Origin of the sequence: Thioalkalivibrio sp. ALMg13-2, from assembly GCF_000381185.1 — a bacterium.
Classification (GTDB): domain Bacteria; phylum Pseudomonadota; class Gammaproteobacteria; order Ectothiorhodospirales; family Ectothiorhodospiraceae; genus Thioalkalivibrio; species Thioalkalivibrio versutus.
In genome coordinates this window covers 58784-78680 of record NZ_KB906106.1, presented here as the reverse complement: position 1 = coordinate 78680, position 19897 = coordinate 58784, and the positions used below count along the sequence as shown (strand labels likewise).

Below are 19897 nucleotides of genomic sequence, written 5' to 3'. Positions count from 1 at the left end.
CGCCCTGGACGTTCCGGTGGACATGGAAGGCGATTGCCGCGTCGCTTCGCTCCTCGCAATGACGGGGATATACCCGCTGTGAAACCCGGAACCGCCATGTCTGTCACGCCCTGGAATCTGGATGAGGCCCGCGCCACCTACGGGATCGACCACTGGAATGGTGGCTTTTTCGATCTGAACGACGCTGGCCATGTGGTGATGCGGCGACCGGATTGGCCGGATCACCCGGGTGTCGATCTGCATGAGCTGGCCGGGCGGCTGCGCGAGGAGCATATCGGGCCGCCGGTGCTGGTGCGTTTCCAGGACGTGCTGGACGGGCGTGTGCGCCGCCTGGCGCGGGCCTTCGATGCAGCTGCACGCGAGTTGTCCTACCAGGGCGCGTTCACGGCGATCTATCCGATCAAGGTGAACCAGCAGCGCAGCGTGGTGGATCAGATCCTGGCGGCGGGCGACACGCCGGATGCCGATGGCTTTACCCCACGGGTGGGGCTGGAGGCGGGCAGCAAGCCGGAACTGATGGCCGTGCTCGCGCAGTCGCGCCCGGGCGCCGCGATCATCTGCAACGGCTACAAGGACCGCGAATACGTGCGTCTGGCGCTGATCGGGCGCCAGCTCGGGCATCGCGTGTACATCGTGATCGAGAAGCCCTCGGAGCTGGAGGAGGTCATCCGCCAGGCCGAGCACATGGATATCGCGCCCCTGCTGGGGCTGCGCGTGCGCCTAGCGTCGATTGGCAAGGGCAAGTGGCAGAACACCGGTGGCGAGAAGGCCAAGTTCGGCCTGTCCGCGGCGGATGTGCTGGGCATCCTCGAGCGCCTGCGCGGCCTCGGCTGGCTGGATCGGCTGCAGCTGCTGCACTTCCACATGGGCTCGCAGATCGCGAACATCCGCGACATCCAGAACGGCATGGGCGAGGCGGCCAGCTACTTCGCCGCGCTGACCGAAGCGGGTGCCGCGCTTCAGGTGGTGGATGTCGGCGGCGGCCTGGGTATCGACTACGAGGGGTCGCGCTCGCGCAACGAGTGCTCCATCAACTACTCGGTGGAGGAGTACGCGCTGAACATCCTGCGCCCGCTCAAGCGCATCTGCGAGGAGCATGATCTCGCTATGCCCGAGGTGTTCAGCGAGTCCGGGCGGGCGCTGACCGCGCATCACGCGGTGTTGATCACCAACGTGATCGACTGCGAGCCAGCCCCGGGGGATGGTGCTATACCGCCGGCGCCGGACGACGAGCTGCCCGAGATCGCCGCGATGCGGGCGCTGCTGGACGAGCGCGACCGCCCGGCGTCGGAGATCTATCACGACGCCGCCTTCGGCCTGTCCGATCTGCAGGCGCGTTTCGCCCGCGGGATGCTGTCGCTGGCGGACCGGGCGCGCGCCGAGGCGATCTATTTCGCCCTGTGCCAGCGGCTGCTGGCACAGCCGGAGGCGCTGCCGGCCGAGATCCATGCCGAGCTGACGGACAAGCTGGCGGACAAGGTTTTCTGCAATTTCTCCGTGTTCCAGTCGATCCCGGATACCTGGGCGATCAATCAGATCTTCCCCATCATGCCGCTGCACCGCCTGGACGAGGCCCCGACCCGCCGCGCCGTTCTGCAGGATCTGACCTGTGACTCCGACGGCCACATCGAGCACTACGTGGAGCGCGAGGGCACGCACACCACGCTAGCGCTGCACCCGTGGAAAACGGGCGAGGCCTACTATCTCGGCATCTTCCTGGTTGGGGCCTACCAGGAGATCCTCGGCGACCTGCACAACCTGTTCGGCGACACCGACACGGTGAACGTGGAACTGACCGAGCAGGGCGGCTACCGCCTGCTGAACCCCGAACGCGGCGACACCGTGGACGAGCTGCTCTCCTACGTGCACTTCGCCCCGGACGACCTGCGCCGCGCCTTCCGCGCCAAGATTGATGCCATCGGCCTGCGCGGCGAGGCCGCCGGGCGCCTGCTGGCGGAACTGGAACACGGCCTGACCGGCTACACCTATCTCGAGGACTGAACCCATGCAGTGTTACGTCTATCGCGCGACCAAGCGTGCCGATACCTATGTGTATCTCCCGGAGAAGGACGATTTCTCCGAACTCCCCGAGGGCGTGGTTCGGGCGCTCGGTCGCCTGGAGTTCGCTCTGGAGTTCGAGCTGACCCCGGAACGCACCCTGGCCCAGGAAGATCCGCAGAAGGTCCTCGCCAACCTGGATGAGCAGGGCTTCCACCTCCAGTTCCCGCCCCCGGAAGAAGACCGCTAGCCCTGACCCATCTGCGCGCGCCCTTTCCGTCGACCGGGGGGCAGGACCTTCTCCTTCACCCCGGATCGTTGTACACCGTCGCCCCCCTGCGGCCGGCGCCCTCCTCGGCGTTCTGGGCACCGGCCTCTCCCCCGTCATCCCGGACACCGCGCAGCGGTGATCCGGGATCTCGTGCGCCGTGGTCTGGCCAGGCCTTGGGGGTATCCGGCGTGGGAGATCCCGGCTCTTCGCTGCGCTGCGGCCGGGATGACGACGTGGGAGCACCGCATGGTCGCGGCGAGCGGTGTCCGGGATGACGAGGTCGTTCGGCATTGTCGGGGCGAACTGCGCCGCGCTTTGGCCGGGATGACGGGGTGCAAGCGCGCGGAGCCTGCGCTGAAAACGTGGAAGTCTCAGCGCGCCAACGCATAACTCTGTATAGTGTCGGCCCTTTTGCCAGTATCTAGAGTTTGCATTCCATGACCGAGAAGCTTCGCAATATCGCCATCATCGCCCACGTTGATCATGGCAAGACCACGCTGGTCGACCAGCTCCTGCGCCAGTCCGGCACCCTCGACAAGCGTGGCGATCACGGCGAGCGGATCATGGACTCCAACGCCATCGAGAAGGAACGCGGGATCACGATTCTCGCCAAGAACACCTCGATCGAGTGGAAGGACTACCGCATCAACATCGTCGACACCCCCGGACACGCCGACTTCGGTGGCGAGGTCGAGCGCGTGCTGTCGATGGTCGACTCGGTGCTGTTGCTGGTGGATGCGGTGGACGGCCCGATGCCGCAGACCCGCTTCGTCACCCAGAAGGCCTTCGCCATGGGCTTCAGGCCGATTGTGGTGATCAACAAGGTGGACCGCCCCGGCGCGCGCCCCGACTGGGCCGTGGATCAGGTCTTCGACCTGTTCGATCGCCTGGGCGCGACCGACGAGCAGCTGGACTTCCCGATCGTGTTCGCCTCCGCGCTGAACGGCTTTGCCGGCATGGATTCCAGCGTCACCGAAGGCGATATGACCTGCCTGCTGGAGACCATCGTCGAGCATGTGTCCCCGCCGAACGTCGATGCGGAAGGCCCGTTCCAGATGCAGGTCTCCTCGCTGGACTACAACAGCTACCAGGGCCTGATCGGTATCGGCCGCGTGAAGCGCGGGCACATCAAGCCGAACAGCCCGGTGAAAGTCGTAGACCGCGAAGGCGGCGTGCGCAATGGCCGCATGCTGCAGATCATGGGCTTCCACGGCCTGGAGCGCGTGGAGGTCGAAGAGGCCCGCGCCGGCGACATCATTACCTTCACCGGGATGGACAAGCTGTTCATCTCCGACACCCTGTGTGATCCGAACCACGTCGAGGCGATGGAACCGCTCACCGTCGACGAGCCGACCGTGAGCATGACCTTCCAGGTTAACTCCTCGCCGTTCGCCGGGCGCGAAGGCAAGTACGTTACCTCGCGCGTGCTGCGTGATCGCCTGCAGGAAGAGCTCAAGCACAACGTGGCGCTGCGCGTCGAAGAGGGCGAGGACCCGGACAAGTTCAAGGTCTCCGGCCGCGGCGAGCTGCATCTCGGCATCCTGATCGAGAACATGCGTCGCGAGGGCTACGAGCTCTCCGTTGCGCGCCCCGAGGTGGTTATCAAGGAAGTCGACGGCGTGCGGCAGGAGCCCTACGAAGCCGTCACCGTGGATGTCGAGGAGCAGCACCAGGGCACGATCATGGAGAAGCTCGGCGAACGCCGCGGCGACATGACCAACATGGTCCCCGACGGCAAGGGCCGCGTGCGCCTGGACTTCATCATCCCGTCGCGCGGACTGATCGGCTTCCAGACCGAGTTCATGACCGCGACCTCCGGCACCGGCATCCTGCACCACATTTTCGATCACTACGGCCCGTACCAGCCCGGTTCGGTCGCCTCGCGCCAGAACGGCGTGCTGATCGCCAACGCCACCGGAAAGGCGCTGGGCTTTGCCCTGTTTAACCTGCAGGATCGCGGCAAGATGTTCATCGGCCCCGGCGAAGAGGTCTACGAGGGCATGGTCATCGGGCTGCATTCGCGCGAGAACGACCTGGTCGTGAACGCGCTCAAGGCCAAGCAGCTCACCAACGTCCGCGCTTCCGGCACCGACGAGAACATCCAGCTCACCCCGCCGATCCGCATGACGCTGGAACAGGCCATCGAGTTCATCGACGAAGATGAGCTGGTCGAGGTCACCCCGGAGAGCCTCCGCATCCGCAAGAAGTTCCTGGTGGAACACGAGCGCAAGAAGGCCTCCCGCGCCTCGGCGTAACCGCTAGCGCCGATGCCCCTTCAGGGGCCAAGGCAAAGAAAAGCGCCCGGTCGGTTCAGCTGCCGGGCGCTTTTTGTTTGTGCATCGAGCCGCCGGAATAAAGGCCTACGTCATCCCGGAAATCGCAGCGCGATTATGCGGGATCTCCATAGGGCGCCCCGCCCGGGGGCAGGGTAGGAAAGGCGTCCTACTGAAAGAGACCCCGGTTCACCGTTTCGCGGCCCGGGGATGAAGGCGTGCAGCGCGCGCGGGATCCAGCGTCACGTCACCGACAATATGCCTTTAGACTCGCGCTGTCCGGCTAGCAGTCGCTCGGAGCAAAAGGCAAGGTTTGACCCTGTAGCCGTGTGGTGCACATGAATTGATATGTGGTGTGGTTACGATGCCTGGAGATCCTTCCGACGAATTCCAACCAGCGCGACCAGGCCAGTGAAGAACAGAGCGAGTGTCGCCGGAACAGGGATTTCGTTCGGTGGTCCGTTACCACCAATCGCCTCTCCCGCAATCGTGGCGCCGTCGAACGCCAGTCCCGACTGGTATGCCGTATCCGACCAGTTCACTACGCCGAACTGCAGGGCGTAGTTCCCGGTCTCCAGGAAACTAAAGCTGCTGTTGATCCAGCCGGTGTAGCCACAGCCACCCGACCAGCAAGTCCCTGAGCTGTCTCCCAGAGGGGACCAGTCCGGGGCGCCGGCAATGACCGGGGTTTCGGATGGGTCGAGCGATACTTCGGCATCCGGTTCAGGAAGGTTGAAACCCGGCACGGTGTCACCATCTGGTGTCGTGCGGGCTGTGAACAGCTGGAGCGCCGGGTTCAGGTTGCTATCCAGGAGCAATGCCCAGGCATAGTCGGTGAAGGTGCCTCCATCCGATGTGACGTAATTGAAGAAGAAGCTCAACTCGTCGCCTTCGTTGGCGCTGAACAGGGGCGAGGTAATCGTGGATCCGGTCGTTTCCGATCCGACATCCAGGCCGTCGATCGACGGGCCATTGCTGGTCGATATCCACCCATATTCGGAACTACCGAAGGGCGAAAGCGTGACGTCCCCATCCGCAGTGGACGTGCCGCATGACCCGACACAGGTCCAGCTGGAAATGTCGATTGGCGCGCTGTGTGCTGGTTGCATCCAGCCAAATGCGCCCAGGGCGCTAACCAAAGCCAGGTACTTTATGGATCGTTTCATTACCGTCTCTCCCTTTGACGTTGCTAGAACCTCGGTCCACGAACGGGTTGGTCCCGCTACTTGAGGCCCCAGCAATTTTGGCGCCAGAACTCGTAGGCTAATGAAAATATGGACGTTTGTTGTTCCGGGGGTGTTTTGGCATCGGTCGAGTGTAAAAAAACCTGACAAGCTGATCCGGCGCTGCCCGCCCGGGGAATGGGAGAGATGAACTCGCTTTGGCCCTTGCGAAGCGTGTTGACGCTCAAGGGGCGTGTTAAGGCCGAACGGGGATCGGGCGGACTGGTGTGTGCAGCGCAGAGGTAATGGGAGAGACGAACACGCTTTGGTCCCTGTGAAGCGTGTTGATGCTCAAGGGGCATCTCAAGGCCGAACGGGGATAGGGCGGACTGGTATGTGCGGCGCAGAGGTAATGGGGCAAAGGGCAAGGTTTGACCCCGTAGCTTGACCCCTTACTGCGTTACTCCTGAAAGAGTAGGGAGTCGCGGTGACCTGCGATATCCGTTACGACCAGCAGTCGTCTGCAGGGCCGCGGATGCCTTGATGATTGATAGTCAGTTTGTTGCAAGCCCCGGTCTCGACTCGCCCGGCTTGTCCTGTTGCAGTGATCTCGAAGGAGTTGTTGCTCAGCTCGGTAAATTCCAGCTTGTAATAGCCTTCCGGGGACTCCTCCTCGTCGCCGTCCGCGAGGGAGCAATTATCGTATCTCATCTCGGAGGTGTAGCAGCGTTCCATGCGCTGGGCCGCACCCAAGAGGGCCGAGGTCCCGTCGGAAATCTGCGCGCGCTCCACGTAGCGGCCGTATGCCGGGAAGGCGATCGCCGCGAGTATCCCGATGATTGCAACGACGATCATCAGCTCGATCAACGTGAAGCCAAGGGTTTTCCGTGGACGGGACATCTTTGCTCTCCTGTTGGTCGTGGCTTGTACGCCACGACTCATGTGTTCCGGGTCGGACGAACCGCGGGGCGTCCTGTTTGCCCCGATGTTCAAATTTCGGGCTTGTTGAGATCCGCGTTTACCGAAGCTGGATCCAAGAGCGGGGTCGCTGCCCTGTGGAGCCTGGCCCATAAATCGGGTCCAGAGGTTCTCCATCAGGGGCGTCCGTGCCGCCGATCACACGTGTAATGCCGCCATCGGGGTTGCGTACGATGGTGGGGCGTCCAATAATCCCGCGGCCCGAATCGAACGCGCTAACGGCGACTTGTTCCCCATTGATGGTGATGGTCTCGGAGGCATCGAATAGCCCATCGCGGTTGAGGTCGAAGACCGGATCGTTCGGTCGGCTGCCGGTCGCGGCGTCAAAGGCAAAGGGGGACGATGTTCCCCCGCCTGCGCAGGGGTCGTCCGATGGTGTGAGGGTTACGAATTCGACGCGGCCACTAATAATCTCCGCTTGTTCGACAACACGTTCTCCCCTAGGGCTTGGATAGTCGAGATCAATGTACCAGCCGTCGTGAACGTCGGCATCGAAGTTGTCGCCGGCGGTGGTAGCGCGAACGGAAAACTCGCCTATCGTCCCCGAACCGATAAATTCGTGGCGCAAGAGGTTGTTTCGGCTGACCGGGGTGGAGACGTCGTCGTAGTCGCGTATGCCATAAAAGCTCTGCACCGGTGCGGGGGTCGGCACCTGGTTATCGGCGTTTTCCAGGTATTTTCCGGTGCCAAATAGCACGATCGACCCCCCATTGGGGTGGCTGCCGACCGTGGGGCGCGCGGTGATCGGCTGGGTCTCGTTATTGGGGCCCGTCGCCAGGAAGAGCGGGTCGGGGTTGTTACCCTGGCCAAAGGCCACTCCCCACTGGTTGCTGTTGCCACTGCTCAGGTCGAACTTCCACAGGTTGCCCTTAAGGTCTCCGGCAAATCCGTCCCGGATGATGCCGTCTGCGTTGGCACGGAACGTTGCTTCCGAGAGTCCATTGCCGCCGTTGGCGCCGGTTTCGATCTCGGTCACGGCTCCCGATGCCAAGTTCGCGATCATCAGTACGGCTTCGTCCGTGTCACTGCCATAGCCGTTGGCAAAGAGCACCGACCATTGACCATTCGCAGTACGGGCAACTGTTGGTGCCCCAAACGTATAGCCGAGTGCGTCCAGGTCATCTCCGGTGAGTTCCCACAGGATGTTATCGGCCGAAAAGTCGGTCGGGTCCGTCACATCCAGGGCGTAGAGACCGCGGGCGCCAGCGCCCAGCGTACCAATCAGAATGGTGCGCCAGTCGCCGCCAATCTGCGCGTGGGCGATGGTTTGTTGACCATCGACAAAAAATCGATGGTTGTAGTCCGGATCGGCCAGGGCCCGGAGTTTGTCGAAGATTGCGTTTGGAACGTAGGCGAACAGCTCTTCGCCGGTTTGGGCATCAAAGGCATGCAGCATGCCGGCATTCCCGCCCACGTAGACGACTTCCGGGACATCCTGGTTGTCGGCGCGGAACTGCGAGTAGCCGTCCAGCTGCGAATAGCCGAAATTCAGGGCAGGCCCCTGGAAGGCCGGGTTGGAATTGACGAAGTCTCCCAGGGGGGTGGAGCGATTGCGGAAGCCGTCGTCTCCCACGTTCTGGATTTCGTTGCTCTGGTCGCCGCGCAAGTAGGCCAGCAGTTCCGGATCTTCGTTCAGGAGGTTCTTCTGGGTGTCACTCAGCCCAGGGTCACCACCTACGCTCTCCCAGGTGAAGCGGATGCCCTCATTGCCGTCGTGCGAGAAAATGTTTCGCTGGGCGGCGCTTGGCAGCATGCTGGCAGCGCTCCATTGCTCGGTAAAGGTGCCCTGGCCGAAAATGAAGTCGAAGGCTGTAAGGTCACCCGACCAGTCATTCGAGTTGAAGGACGCCTGGAACAGGAGATTCGTGCCATCCGGCTGGTAACTGGTCGAGGCTGCGGCGACTGACGAAGCACTTCCCGTCGCTTGCGCGATGATCGCCTCGAAGATCTCCGTCATCGCGGTATCCAGGCTGCTTTCGTCCGTTGCGTCGAATGCGGTACCGGTACCGCCGGCATCCGCGAGTAGGTTGAGCGGATTTGCGGGCATGTTGGGGATGTCGGAAACCCCAGGGGGCAGTGCGAATCCCACGATGTACGTGTCTACGCCGGTGTCGTCATGGAAGCTGGCAACGGCCTCTGCGGCGTCCTCGAGCGCACCGGGAAGGTCCGTCCCCAGGCTGGTCCCATCGGCGGATACGGACGGCAGTCCATCCGTAACCCAAATCGCTGCGTTGATGTCGCAGCTTTCCGGGATATCAGGAGGATTGTTGTTGCCCTGGCTCGAGCCAAAATTCGTCGACTGGCCGAGGAAGTAGTCACGGGCCGTCCGCATCGTCCCTTCCAGTGGCGTCAGTCCGGAGGCGATGAGAGGCCAGTTGGGGGCGGTCATCGGGTTGCCCGTGCCATCCCAGTCGTGGCGTTGCGGCTGCAGCTTGGTTCGGATTGCGTTCCAATGGTCCGGGTCGACGTTGCCGTCGTTGTCGAAGCCACCGATCGGTACATGCAAATAGCCCAACCCGGGTGCTTCGGTGTTACGCCACTCGAGCTGGTTCATCTGCAGAAAGGCGGCCCGTTGGCCCCAGCTTGTAATGTTTCTTTGTCGTTGGCTATCCACCAAAAAGACTTCAAAGCTCCCAACCTCGTCGTCGAACCAAAGCAGGCTATCGTTGTCCTGCAACTCTCCCGATCCGGATTGGAGCGCCGAATAGAGGTCCATATCGTCATAATCGGCTGTTCCCAATCCAGTCCGCCAGAGGTACAGCGTTTCGTCATCTTCCGGAATTCCTGACGAACCATCTGGCGATGTATTCCACCAATAGCCGGGGATTCCGTCGTTGAAGAAAATCCAGATATTGTCGTCAGTGGGGTGTGGCACACGGAATCGTTTGGTTGGCGAGTCCCAAGACCCATCGAACGCTGGGTCGTACCATGATGGATTTTCATCGTTGCTGAATCGGACGTCGATCGCTCGTTCGACCAGGCGCCAGCGAACTGTGCCGCCCGAGTTGAAGTCATCGCGGGTGTTGCTTGCCGGCATCTGTTGGTACGACATCAGGCCGAGGTTGATCTGGCCCTGATAACGGTCCAGCAGGTCCAGCCCCACGCGCTTTACGATGCTGCCCTTGCTGTTCGGGTTGCGCGCGCCGGCTGGGCAAAGGTCCAGCGCAGGGTCCCGGTTGTAGTCAATTTCTGGCTCCAGATCCGGTCCGGGTTGGCATAGCGGGTTGTCGCGGTCCATCGCCAGGCGGCCATCCGGGCTCTCCTGCATGCTCTCGGAGGTGTCCGGGATAAACAGGATGTTCGGCGGCAGCGCGGAGTCCTGCAGGAACAGCGGGGTGTTGGCGAGGTTGATGCCATGAGCTGTGCCCGAGAAGGTCATCATGGCCGCCGCGACCGCAATGGCGACTTTGCGTCGCGTTAGGCGAGGCGTGCGAAATTGGGTCTTTTCTGAGCGGTGTGAGGCCATGATTTTTCTCTCTCGTGGCAAATTCGTTCTCAAGCGGGCGTGGGGTCACTACGGTCGGATGATTGCCTGGAGGATCACGATCGCATCCTCAGTGCCGCCGACTCCCTTGGAGGTGATTCTGTATGCGTCGCTTGTTGTGGGGCCGCCGAAGTCCTCTGGGCAGACGGCTTGGCCGGGCGACGGGCAGTTGCTGCCCGATATCTCAAGGCGCTCGATGTAGTAGGAGAAGCTGCGCGGTGTGCTAGTGGTTAGCTCTTGATCCCATTTCTCGGCATTTGCGGGGGCGAAGTCGACCGGGCCTTCAATGTTTCCGGCGATGTTCTTTTCGGCGTCTCGCAGTCCGCTTTCCGCGTATTGGAAGGCGATGTTGCGGTCGTGCATGTTGCCCGCCATCCGTTCCTGGAGGACGGTGTTCTGCATGCCGGCCACGGCCAGGATGGTGATTACGAGTAGAAGGATCAGCGCGACGATCAGCGCGGAGCCTGCTTGGGCTGCGCGCCCGGGAGGCTGTCTGCAGGAAATGCGAGAGGCCATGGTCATTCCGTCCTTGCAGTTCACTCGAGGAGGTTGCGTGCGGCAATGGTTGTGGTGAAGGTCTGGTAGAGCCGCCGGTCGGGGGCGTCGAACAGGGTGCCGCCGAAATAGAGGTTGGAGCGGGCCTCGTCCACCACGTTGTCTTCCGAACCATTGTTGACCAGGAGGTGCACGCGAACGGCCGCTGCGTTTTCCCAGTCTCCTGTGGTCATATCACCGGAGGCCACGTAACGCTCCACGCGTGCGTCTCCATTGTCGTCGAGGCCGTATTCGATCCGCATGTCGTACACACCGGCTGCGATTTCTCGGGCCGGTTGGTGGGACGCGTTGCCACTTCCATCAGACGTGGTGGTTCGTCGGTACAGCGCGGGTGTGGAACCGTCTGCGGATGTGGCGATGTAGTAGGTGCGGCTGGAAAGGGAGAGCAAGTCGATTGGGCCCTGAAAATCGGTGTAGTTCACTTGGCCAGCTGGTCCGACGTTTCCGGGAGCGACGTTCTGTCCGGGCCCTCGGTTGATGACGCCTTGTTGTGCGGGCACGTTTTGAAACTGCTCGCACGCGCCGGAAGTTGGGTCGACTACGAGTAGAATCTGACCTTGCCTAATCTGGGATTGGTCGCCCTGTGCAAGTTGAAACGCGGGTTGGGTGCCCCCTGCTGCTTCGAATGGGCCCCCGGTAACCATGCCCATGGACGAGACGGTAAGGATATCGCCTCGGAGGTGGTCAGATGGGGCATCGCTATCTATAAAGGCTTGGCTCGCGTCGTGCAGGTTGGAATTGAAAGACCCGCTTGCTTCATTGAGCAGGTTATTCACCGATCCGGGGCAGCCACCGTAACCGGCTTCACGAGCGTCACGCGCAATGCGCTCGATCGCGAAGCGGCCTGTCTCCTGAACGCGGGACATGGCCTCCTGGGTGCGATAGGTCTGCTGGGTGCTGATGAAGATGCTGATGGTGCCGCCGACCAGGAGCAGCCCGATCAGCATGGCGACCATGAGTTCCACTAGTGTCAGTCCGCGGATAGAGGGGAAACCGGAGCTCAGTTTGGTCTGGCGGGCGTTCATATCTCGGTCCTGGTGACGAATTCTTCGACATCGTCAGAGTCGTCCTCTGACAGGCGGCTGTTGTCCCAACGGATTGTGATGTCGAATGTGCTGCCGTCGCGTTCGATCTCTCCACTGGCCCCGGGCAACCCGCATCCCATCGCGATAGTCCATTCGAGGAGATCGCGTTGGGCGAGTGTGCCTGTTGGATCAGGCAGATCGTTCGCGTCTGCGGGGCAGAACTGGGCCACAACGGTGCCGTCGTAGTCGCCGTCCAGTGCGGCCTTGCGGTTGGCCCGCATGCGGTCGGCGATGTCGTAGGAGAGGTTGGTCGCCTGCGAGCGCAATTGGGAACCGTGATTGGCTTGAAGCGCGTTGGCTTGTAGTGCCGCGACACCCAGGAGGCCGATGGACAGTACAAGCAGGGCTACCAGTACCTCGATGAGCGTGACGCCCGAGGAGCGGTGGCGTGTTGCAGTGGATTGGGGGAGTCTGGCCATCGGGCTTGTCCTGGTAAGTGCTCGGTTGTCTAGCCGCCCTGACATGCGACGCGCTGCACGGAGGAACGACCGCCGGCGGCGATATAGATTTCGCGCGCCCGGTCGCCGCCGGCACAGTCCTCGGGCTGGATGAGAAAGGTGAATTCGGCATCGCCGGCCGCCGTGTCCATCCGCCCGCCCAAGGCATCGAAGGCGATGAAGTCATCATCCTCGCCGGAAGGACCGATGGTGACGCGGATGGGGAGTTCACTCCACTGGCGGAGCAGATCGCCGCCGCAACCCTCGCTGCGAACGACTTGCCAGCCGTCATCCCAGTCGCTCCCAATCGGACAGACGGACACGGGCAACCCCCTGCGGACGGCTTCGCTGCGCGCGTAGTTGAACGCCGTGGTGAGTTCGTTGGATGCGGTGGTGACGCGGTTGTTCTCGATGATGAACCGGAAGCTGGGTACGGCGATCGAAGCCAGTATCGCGAACACCGCGATGGTGACCATCAGTTCGATGAGGGTGAATCCGTGGGGTCGGGTCATTAGGCGTCAGCCGTTCGGAGTTTCCGTGACCTTAGTGATAAGCATGCGGCCGCTGCACCGCAAGGGTTGGTCGGCTTAGTGGTCGAATCGCGCCGACGAGCGGTTCGGGAGACGCGGCTCGAGGAGGCCCTGGGGGCGGGCTCAGGTGCAGTCGGTCGTTTCGACGCGGGGCCGACCGGCGCTACTGATGACGATGGCGCGGCCTTCGGCTCCTGTGGCGCAGATGGTGATGGTGCCCATGAGCAGGGCGCCGGAGAGACGTTCAGTCTGGCCGAGGGCGTTGTAGGAAACGCGTTGGCTTACGGGCTGATTTCCGGTTACCGCGATGCTCGGGTTGGTCCAGGCGCTGCCGATACGCAGGATGCTGTCGGGGCCGGATGGCTGGTTGGCTCGGCTTGGATTGGCGAAGAGAATCCAGCCGGCATCCCAGCTTGTGCCGGTGCAGGTGGCACCGTCGGTGGAGGTGCACAGCGTGACCAGGGCGCCGCGGCGGATGGCCTCGCTGCGGGTCATGTGCAGGGTGGTGAGGAACTGGTTGGTTGTGGTGGTGAGGCGGGTTTGTTCGATCAGGTGACCGAAGGCGGGCGCGCCGATACCGAGCAGGATCGACGCCACCAGCAGGGTGACCAGCAGTTCCACCAGCGTGAATCCACGCGTGTGCGGCATGTTCGACTCCTCCCTGAGTCCAAACAAGGTTCGGAGCGTAAAATGGCTTTGCAGCGTGCGCAAGCGACGACGCGCCCGGGCGAACCTTGGGCGTTAACGCTTGCCTACAGGATGCGTTCTCCGGCGGGCTTGATTCTGGCTCGTCGTAGCAGTGTGGCCGCGGGCGGGTTTGTTGAGCCCGGCTTGTGAGGCTGGATGGCGACGTGCCCGGGTTCGGGTTGGCGATTGCTTCGCTGCGCTCGCAATGACGGGGTTTTGGCTGGCGCGTGCGGGGGTGGTGAAGGATTTTGGAGGTGAGTGGGCCCATGGTGACGGACGTGCAGCGGATGGATCAGGCGGATCTGCTGGATCTGCAGCAGCAGGCGGCGCGCGAGGTGGGCGGATCGGTCGGTTTTCGCGATGAGGCGCGCTCCGGCGTGCCGACGCCGGCGCTGCAGGTGATCCCGGCCGGGGAGTTCGAGATGGGTTCGGATGCCTCGGAGTACGGCCATCAGCCACACGAGGCACCGCGGCGCTACGTGGCGTTGGAGCGGCCGTTTGCCCTGGGGCGTTATCAAGTTACCCGCGAGGAGTGGGAGGCCTTCCAGGCCGCGACCGGCTGGGAACCCTGGGAGTGGCTGGTGTGGCCCAGCACCCCGCGCATGCCGATCTTTAACATCAAGCCGGACAGCATCCAGCAGTATCTCGACTGGCTGAGCGAGGAGACGGGCAAGCGCTATCGTCTGCCGACCGAGGCGGAGTGGGAATACGCCTGTCGGGCGGGCACGCGCACGCCGTTCGCCTTTGGCGAGGTGGTGGGGTGCCGCGACGTGCACTTCAATTCGCTGTTTCCGTACGAGGAGCGGCGCCAGCGGCGCAGGTGGTATATCCCGGCGTGTTTCCCGTTGTCGCGCCCGCTGGATGTGGGCAGCTTCCAGCCGAACCTCTGGGGGCTGTACGACATGCACGGTAACGTGCAGGAGTTCACCTCCACCCCTTGGCACGACGGACACCAGTCGCTGCCGCGTGACGGCGTCTATCGCCGAGACCCGGAAAACGAATGGGTGGTGACCAAGGGCGGCTCGTGGTTCGACCCTGCCGTGAACACACGCAGCGCTGCCCGGCGCCGCCGCAACATCGACGAGATGGACACCAACCTGGGCTTCCGCGTCCTGCGCGAGCTGGACGATTAGTCGCTTCGTCCGAGGGCGATGCGTTTCGCTGCGCTCAACGCATCCTACGGCGTTCGGGTAATGATCGAGCGCAGGGGGTACTGAGCGAAGCGAACTGCACCGATCCGTTATTCGGGTCGAAACAGGTGTATTTCCAAACCCTCAATGTGCCGATCGTTGGCCGTGACGAGTGGCAGGCCCAGCTGTGTGGCGGTCGCCGCGATCAGCGCATCGGCCATCTGCATGTTGTGGCTGAGGGCGTACGTCTCGACAAGGAAGGTTGCGCGGTTCGAGATGGCTTCGCTTACCGGTTGGATGCGGGCATCCCAGTACTGGACGGCTTGGCGCAGCGCGCGGAATTCGGTCTGGTCGCGCAGGCCCTGGATGAGCTCCATGTAGGTTACGGCGGACACCGTGAATCCGGGCGAGCGGTCGAGCCATTCGCCGGCTTTCTGATTCCCGCGCAGATTCCAGATCAGGACATCCGTGTCCACTAGCATTACTTGAATTTCCTCGGTTGCCGGATTCGTCGGATGTAGTCGTCAACCGAGCCTTGCTGGTCCCGCCAGAGTCCAAACAGTGGATCGTGGGCGGCGCGTGCTTGCGGGGCCGCGGCGCTCCGGTATGGGACCAATTTGGCGCGCAAGCGGCCTCGATACGTGATCTCGATCTCCTCGCCCCGGTCCACGGCGGCGAGCAGTTCGCGGCTGTGCAGGCGCATGTCCTTGGTGGTGGCTTCCATGGCGGCCTCCCTTGGTTACACTTTGAAGTGTAACGTGTGCGCGTTGGGGGTCAAGAAGCTGGGTTGCTGGCCACGGCCATTTTGATGCGTTTCGCTTCGCTCAACAGCATCCTACGCGGGACTGGCTGGACGTAGGGTGCACGGAGCGAAGCGAGCTGCGCCATTGGTTTGCTGCTTACCGTTAAGCGTTATATCATGTGCCCATGATCAGAAGCTTTCGGTGTAGGGAAACCCGGGCGCTGTTCGAAACGGGCAGAAGTCGACGTTGGTCGAGCGTCCGAACGATCGCGGAACGCAAGCTGATTCAGCTTCAAGCGGCGGAGACGCTGCAGGATTTGCGGTCACCGCCGGGGAACCGGCTGGAGGCCCTGTCTGGTGACCGCGTGGGACAGCACAGCATTCGCATCAATGCCCAGTGGCGCATTTGTTTCCGGTGGACGGACGAGGGTGCCGAGGACGTGGAGATCGTCGATTACCACTGAAGGGTTCCCGAAGGAGGTTAGAGCATGACTACAAACGGTATGCGGCCCATCCATCCAGGCGAGGTCCTGCGCGAGGAGTTTCTTGCTCCGCTAGGGCTTAGTGTGAACGCGCTTGCCGGGGCATTGCATGTACCGACGACGCGGATGAATGACATTGTGCGTGAGCGCCGGGGCGTCTCCGCCGACACGGCCATGAGGCTGGCGCGTTATTTCGGTACTTCCGAGCGTTTCTGGCTGAACCTGCAGGTTGAATACGAATTGCGGCGTGCCCAGATCGAACTCGCCGACCGCGTGCGTAGCGAGATCGAACCCCGCGCCGCGTGATCACGGTTGGACGTAGGGTGCACTGAGCGAAGCGAATTGCACCGTTTGCAGGAAGGGGCTACAGCCAGCGTGCGAGCCAGAGGCGCAGGCGGAGTTCGAGCGGCGGGGCGTAGCCCTGCTTGCGGAAGACGATTTCGCCGTCGGGGTTGATGATGAAGCTGGCCGGGACGCCGCGCACGTTGTAGCGCGCGGCGAGGGCGCCCTCCGGGTCGTTGATCACGGCCAGTTCGCGCTCGCGTTCGTTCAGGTGGTCGAGCACCTCTTCCTTGACGCCGGACTGCATGGCGACTGTCAGCACCGGGTGGCCTTGCGACAGGCGCACGATCTCGCCTTCCTCCAGGCGGCAGATCGGGCACCAGGTGGCCCAGAAGTGCAGCAGCATGGGTTCGTCCGCGTAGTCCGCGAGCGAAACGGGCGTTCCATCCAGAAGATGGGCCTCGAATTGAGGCGCCGGGCCCTCGACCATGTCGCGCGCCATCCAGGCGCGCACCGCCAGGAAGATCACGAGCGCGAGCCCGATCTGGATGCCCCAGCTGAGCGCGCGGCGTCGCCGCGAGGGCTTGGGGCGTTTCGGCGTTTCTGGCGGGGTCTCGGTCAACGGATCATCTCGGCTTGTCCAGGGCGTGCGCGGGTGCCGCGGGTCTTCGGGCCCTTGCGCACGGCGATGCGTACCAGTTCGTCCTCGTCTTTCATCAGGCGTTCCCTCTGTGCCTCGGTCAACAGCGGATTGCGCGCGACGAAGTAGCGCAGGTTGGGGTCGCGGTCGTTTACGCAAGCCTCCACCTGGTCCGGGGTCAGGTCCGGGCGCTTGGCGCAGTTGAGGCGCACGGTCTGGTTCGGGTCGGCCAGTAGGAGGACGACCTCTTCCGGCGTCAGGTCCATGCGCCGCGAGAAATACGCCTTCACCTGGGCGTGCTGGTCGCGTACCAGTAGAGGGCGCCACTGGTCCTCGAGGTCCGCGGACAGGGCCAGGTCCATGCGTTCCTCGAACGTCATCGCCTTGTATTGCTGCTTCAGCTCGGTCATGGCCGCAACATTATAGGCGGGCCGGTTGGGATGCGCGGATACGACCCCACAATGTGCAGGAACGACAGCGGCCGGGGCCCTGTCGTACTATTAGAAGACGATGATCTACCCCGGATCCTGGGGTGAGAGGGCAGATGAACGCACCGGTGGCCGAAAAACCGATTTTCCACGTGCCGCGCACGGACCATGTGACGGCCTCGCTGCACGCGTTGACCGACACTCAGCGCGACGAGCTGGTGCGCCGCATCAAGCGCTTGCTGATCGAGCGCAACGCCGTGCTGGTTGCGCATTACTACGTGGACGAATCCCTGCAGCGCCTGGCGGACGAGACCGGCGGCTGTGTGTCCGACTCCCTGGAGATGGCGCGCTTCGGCAAGGAGCACCCGGCCGAGACGCTGGTGGTGGCCGGCGTGCGCTTCATGGGCGAGACCGCCAAGATCCTGAGCCCGGAAAAGCGCGTGCTGATGCCGACGCTGGAGGCGGAGTGCTCGCTGGACCTCGGCTGTCCGGCGGACGAGTTCGCGAAGTTCCGCGCGCAGTATCCGGATCACACGGTCGTCGTGTATTCGAATACCTCGGTGGACGTGAAGGCGCAGGCCGATTACGTCGTCACCTCCAGCATCGCCGTGCCGCTGGTCGAGCACCTGCGCGACCAGGGCAAGAAGGTTCTCTGGGCCCCGGACAAGCACCTGGGCGATTACATCCGCCGTACCACCGGCGCCGACATGGTGCTTTGGGACGGCTCCTGCGTGGTGCACGACGAGTTCCGCTCCTGGGCGCTGGAAGATCTGCGCGGGCGCCATCCCGGCGCCGCCGTGCTGGTCCACCCGGAATCCCCGCGCGAGGTGATCCACCAGGCGGATGTGGTGGGGTCCACCAGCCAGCTGATCGCGGCGGTGAAGGACCGCCCGGAACAGGAATTCATCGTCGCGACGGACAAGGGCATCTTCTACAAGATGCAGCAGGCCGCGCCGGACAAGAAGCTGATCGAGGCGCCCACTGGTGGCCACAGCGCCACCTGCACCAGTTGCGCGCACTGCCCGTGGATGGCGATGAACGATCTGGTCTCGCTGGCCGAGACGCTGGAAGACACCAACGAGCCGGCGAAAAACGAGATCTTCGTCGACGAGACCGCGCGCCAGAAGGCCCTGGTCGCCACCCAGCGCATGCTCGATTTCGCCGCCGAACACCGCAAGGCCACCGAAGGCGACGCCTGAGCACTTTGCCGGGATGACCGACGGGCATTAACAGGACGATGTAATGGGCCAAATGTCTCGCAGGCTGGACCGTACCGCCGTCTTGAAGGCGCTCAAAGATCACCGTGCGTATCTCGAACGCGAATTCGGCGTGTGCGGCCTGGCGCTGTTTGGCTCGCTGGCCCGCGACGAGGCCGGAGAGCAGAGTGACGTCGATATCCTGGTGGGTTACGACGGCCCGGCCTCCGCACAACAGTATTTCGGTGTGCAGTTTTACCTCGAGGATCTTCTGGGGTATCCGGTGGATCTGGTCTCGGAAAAAGCTCTGCGCGCCGAGCTTCGTCCGTTCGTCGAGCGCGAGGCGATCCGTGTCTGAGTCCATGGCCGGGCGCTAGTGGCGTTTCTATCTGGACGACATGATTCGGTTCGCTCGCAAGGCGATGGCCTATACGGATGGTCTTGATCGCGACATGTTCGTACAGAATGAGCTCGTCTTCGACGCCGTACTCCGTAACCTCGAGCTTATCGGCGAGGCTGCCAGTCATGTGCCTCCGAGGTCCGGGAGGAACATCCGGATATTCCCTGGCGCATGATCGTTGCTACCCGCAATCGGTTGATCCACGCCTATCTGGGTATCGACAGCGACACGATCTGGAATTTGGTGGACGAGCACCTTCCAGATTTGGTCAGCGGTCTCGAGAAAATGCGCCAGGAGTTGTAGGGGCTAGGGTTTTTTGGCCGCCTGTCGGGCTTCGACGTCCGCCGCTAGCTGCGTGGGACATGTGTTCCATAGGTTTCTATCGGTCGTTAAGCCACGCAGCCCACTGCGAGTGGGTGGAGGCGTCCACGCCGGCAGCCTTGGCCGCCTGCTGCAGGTGGGTCTGCAGGTCGGCCATCAGTTCGGAATCCATCAGCTCGGGCTCCAGCGTCAGTTGCGCGTGCAGCGTGCTGTAGACGAGCTTCAGTTCATTCACCGGATAATGCGACCAGTCGAGGTGGGCCATGGTGTCCGTTCTCCATATGGGGTGGGTAATTCGTGTCTCTGAATATAGCTTGGCGTTGACCTCGGTGGCTGGACAAATGGGCTTGCGGGGTATCGGACATGTTTAAGCGGCGGGCGCGCCTGCTGGTGGCGGCCGAGCGGGCCGACGGGCGGGCCGCGCGCGTGGCGGAGCTGGGCGCAGCGGCGGAGTTCGAGGACTGGATCGAGGTGCGCCCGGCGCGGATCATGGGCGGGGTCACGACAAGGGATCTGGCGTGGGCCGACCTGCTCGTGGCGGTCGACGCGGCGGCCGCCCGCGCGATGCCCGCCGAACGCCCGGCCACCTGCCGTCCGAAGTACTGGACGCTGCCGGGCGAGACCGGGGCGGCGTTCGACCTGCAGACCCTGGAGGCGCTGCGTTGCATGGTTGGGGGGATGCGCATGCTCGCGCGTGTGGACGCCGAAGACGACGCCTGACGCATCCTTTCCACGTTCGTCATCCCGGAAACCGGGTAGCGGTTATCCGGGATCTCCTGACCCTGTCCCCATTCCGGCGAGATCCCGGCTCTACG

Annotated in this window: 22 protein-coding genes and 1 pseudogene; 10 read left to right on the top strand and 13 right to left on the bottom strand. The window is 63.1% G+C overall.

Annotation, left to right across the window (positions count from 1 at the left end; translation table 11 throughout):
- Positions 1 to 96 precede the first annotated feature (96 nt).
- From speA to typA, 3 genes are all read left to right on the top strand, one after another.
- Positions 97 to 2001 carry a biosynthetic arginine decarboxylase gene (gene speA, locus F618_RS0106690; RefSeq protein ID WP_019568127.1) on the top strand — a complete coding sequence of 635 codons (1905 nt, stop codon included), beginning with the start codon at positions 97 to 99 and terminating at the stop codon, positions 1999 to 2001.
- A gap of 4 nt (positions 2002 to 2005) precedes the next feature.
- Complete coding sequence (locus F618_RS0106685) at positions 2006 to 2248, top strand: YcgL domain-containing protein (RefSeq protein WP_018144623.1); 243 nt, start codon at positions 2006 to 2008, stop codon at positions 2246 to 2248.
- Positions 2249 to 2706: 458 nt separating this feature from the next.
- The gene (gene typA, locus F618_RS0106680; protein ID WP_019568125.1) at positions 2707 to 4524 is read left to right on the top strand and encodes a translational GTPase TypA; all 1818 of its coding nucleotides are present in this window, start codon (positions 2707 to 2709) and stop codon (positions 4522 to 4524) included.
- A 377-nt stretch (positions 4525 to 4901) separates the two neighbouring features.
- On the opposite strand, the gene F618_RS0106675 is transcribed toward typA, so the two are convergent.
- From F618_RS0106675 to F618_RS0106640, 8 genes are all read right to left on the bottom strand, one after another.
- The gene (locus F618_RS0106675) at positions 4902 to 5708 is read right to left on the bottom strand and encodes an NF038132 family protein (RefSeq protein ID WP_019568124.1); all 807 of its coding nucleotides are present in this window, start codon (positions 5706 to 5708) and stop codon (positions 4902 to 4904) included.
- Between the two features lie 501 nt (positions 5709 to 6209).
- Complete coding sequence (locus tag F618_RS0106670; RefSeq protein WP_019568123.1) at positions 6210 to 6605, bottom strand: type IV pilin protein; 396 nt, start codon at positions 6603 to 6605, stop codon at positions 6210 to 6212.
- Between the two features lie 118 nt (positions 6606 to 6723).
- Positions 6724 to 10065: a PilC/PilY family type IV pilus protein gene (locus tag F618_RS0106665; protein WP_019568122.1), complete on the bottom strand. Its 3342-nt coding sequence runs from the start codon at positions 10063 to 10065 to the stop codon at positions 6724 to 6726.
- A gap of 132 nt (positions 10066 to 10197) precedes the next feature.
- Positions 10198 to 10689: a PilX N-terminal domain-containing pilus assembly protein gene (locus F618_RS0106660; RefSeq protein WP_019568121.1), complete on the bottom strand. Its 492-nt coding sequence runs from the start codon at positions 10687 to 10689 to the stop codon at positions 10198 to 10200.
- Positions 10690 to 10703: 14 nt separating this feature from the next.
- Positions 10704 to 11747, bottom strand: a complete 1044-nt coding sequence (locus F618_RS0106655; RefSeq protein ID WP_019568120.1) for a PilW family protein — start codon at positions 11745 to 11747, stop codon at positions 10704 to 10706.
- Positions 11744 to 12226 (bottom strand): type IV pilus modification protein PilV, encoded by a 483-nt coding sequence (pilV, locus tag F618_RS0106650; RefSeq protein ID WP_019568119.1) that lies wholly within the window; start codon positions 12224 to 12226, stop codon positions 11744 to 11746. Before pilV ends, F618_RS0106655 begins: the two co-directional genes overlap by 4 nt.
- A gap of 29 nt (positions 12227 to 12255) precedes the next feature.
- Positions 12256 to 12756 (bottom strand): GspH/FimT family pseudopilin, encoded by a 501-nt coding sequence (locus F618_RS0106645; protein ID WP_019568118.1) that lies wholly within the window; start codon positions 12754 to 12756, stop codon positions 12256 to 12258.
- A gap of 141 nt (positions 12757 to 12897) precedes the next feature.
- Positions 12898 to 13422, bottom strand: a complete 525-nt coding sequence (locus F618_RS0106640; protein ID WP_019568117.1) for a GspH/FimT family pseudopilin — start codon at positions 13420 to 13422, stop codon at positions 12898 to 12900.
- A gap of 305 nt (positions 13423 to 13727) precedes the next feature.
- Here F618_RS0106640 and F618_RS0106635 point away from each other — a divergent pair, with 305 nt between their 5' ends.
- Entirely contained in the window at positions 13728 to 14594 is an 867-nt protein-coding gene (locus F618_RS0106635; RefSeq protein ID WP_019568116.1) for an SUMF1/EgtB/PvdO family nonheme iron enzyme, read from the top strand.
- Positions 14595 to 14701: 107 nt separating this feature from the next.
- Here the strand turns inward: F618_RS0106635 and F618_RS0106630 are convergent, their stop codons facing one another.
- Both F618_RS0106630 and F618_RS0106625 read right to left on the bottom strand, forming a co-directional pair.
- A complete protein-coding gene (locus F618_RS0106630; protein WP_019568115.1) occupies positions 14702 to 15073 on the bottom strand; it encodes a type II toxin-antitoxin system VapC family toxin in 372 nt (123 codons plus the stop codon).
- Positions 15073 to 15315 carry a type II toxin-antitoxin system Phd/YefM family antitoxin gene (locus tag F618_RS0106625; RefSeq protein ID WP_019568114.1) on the bottom strand — a complete coding sequence of 81 codons (243 nt, stop codon included), beginning with the start codon at positions 15313 to 15315 and terminating at the stop codon, positions 15073 to 15075. The genes F618_RS0106630 and F618_RS0106625 overlap by 1 nt, the downstream gene beginning before the upstream one ends.
- A 203-nt stretch (positions 15316 to 15518) precedes the next feature.
- On the opposite strand from F618_RS0106625, the gene F618_RS14765 reads away from it, so the two are divergent.
- Both F618_RS14765 and F618_RS0106615 read left to right on the top strand, forming a co-directional pair.
- A complete protein-coding gene (locus F618_RS14765) occupies positions 15519 to 15797 on the top strand; it encodes a type II toxin-antitoxin system RelE/ParE family toxin (RefSeq protein ID WP_018938262.1) in 279 nt (92 codons plus the stop codon).
- Positions 15798 to 15821: 24 nt separating this feature from the next.
- On the top strand, positions 15822 to 16121 hold the full coding sequence (locus tag F618_RS0106615) for a HigA family addiction module antitoxin (protein ID WP_018144608.1): 300 nt from the start codon (positions 15822 to 15824) through the stop codon (positions 16119 to 16121).
- Between the two features lie 58 nt (positions 16122 to 16179).
- Here F618_RS0106615 and F618_RS0106610 read toward each other — a convergent pair whose 3' ends face one another.
- Both F618_RS0106610 and F618_RS0106605 read right to left on the bottom strand, forming a co-directional pair.
- Complete coding sequence (locus tag F618_RS0106610; protein ID WP_018144607.1) at positions 16180 to 16719, bottom strand: protein disulfide oxidoreductase; 540 nt, start codon at positions 16717 to 16719, stop codon at positions 16180 to 16182.
- Positions 16716 to 17147, bottom strand: coding sequence for a hypothetical protein (locus F618_RS0106605; protein ID WP_018168333.1), 432 nt, complete (start codon positions 17145 to 17147; stop codon positions 16716 to 16718). Before F618_RS0106605 ends, F618_RS0106610 begins: the two co-directional genes overlap by 4 nt.
- A gap of 134 nt (positions 17148 to 17281) precedes the next feature.
- Between F618_RS0106605 and nadA the strand changes: the two genes are divergently transcribed.
- The 3 genes and pseudogenes from nadA to F618_RS14760 all read left to right on the top strand — a co-directional run bounded on the left by nadA (position 17282) and on the right by F618_RS14760 (position 19064).
- Positions 17282 to 18364 (top strand): quinolinate synthase NadA, encoded by a 1083-nt coding sequence (nadA, locus tag F618_RS0106600; protein ID WP_018144605.1) that lies wholly within the window; start codon positions 17282 to 17284, stop codon positions 18362 to 18364.
- A 43-nt stretch (positions 18365 to 18407) separates the two neighbouring features.
- On the top strand, positions 18408 to 18719 hold the full coding sequence (locus tag F618_RS0106595) for a nucleotidyltransferase family protein (RefSeq protein WP_019568112.1): 312 nt from the start codon (positions 18408 to 18410) through the stop codon (positions 18717 to 18719).
- A 40-nt stretch (positions 18720 to 18759) separates the two neighbouring features.
- Positions 18760 to 19064: pseudogene (locus F618_RS14760) on the top strand (DUF86 domain-containing protein).
- Positions 19065 to 19140: 76 nt separating this feature from the next.
- On the opposite strand, the gene F618_RS0106585 reads toward F618_RS14760, so the two are convergent.
- Positions 19141 to 19347 carry a hypothetical protein gene (locus tag F618_RS0106585; RefSeq protein ID WP_018938259.1) on the bottom strand — a complete coding sequence of 69 codons (207 nt, stop codon included), beginning with the start codon at positions 19345 to 19347 and terminating at the stop codon, positions 19141 to 19143.
- Between the two features lie 98 nt (positions 19348 to 19445).
- Here F618_RS0106585 and F618_RS0106580 point away from each other — a divergent pair, with 98 nt between their 5' ends.
- The gene (locus tag F618_RS0106580) at positions 19446 to 19802 is read left to right on the top strand and encodes a hypothetical protein (protein ID WP_019568111.1); all 357 of its coding nucleotides are present in this window, start codon (positions 19446 to 19448) and stop codon (positions 19800 to 19802) included.
- Positions 19803 to 19897: the final 95 nt, after the last annotated feature.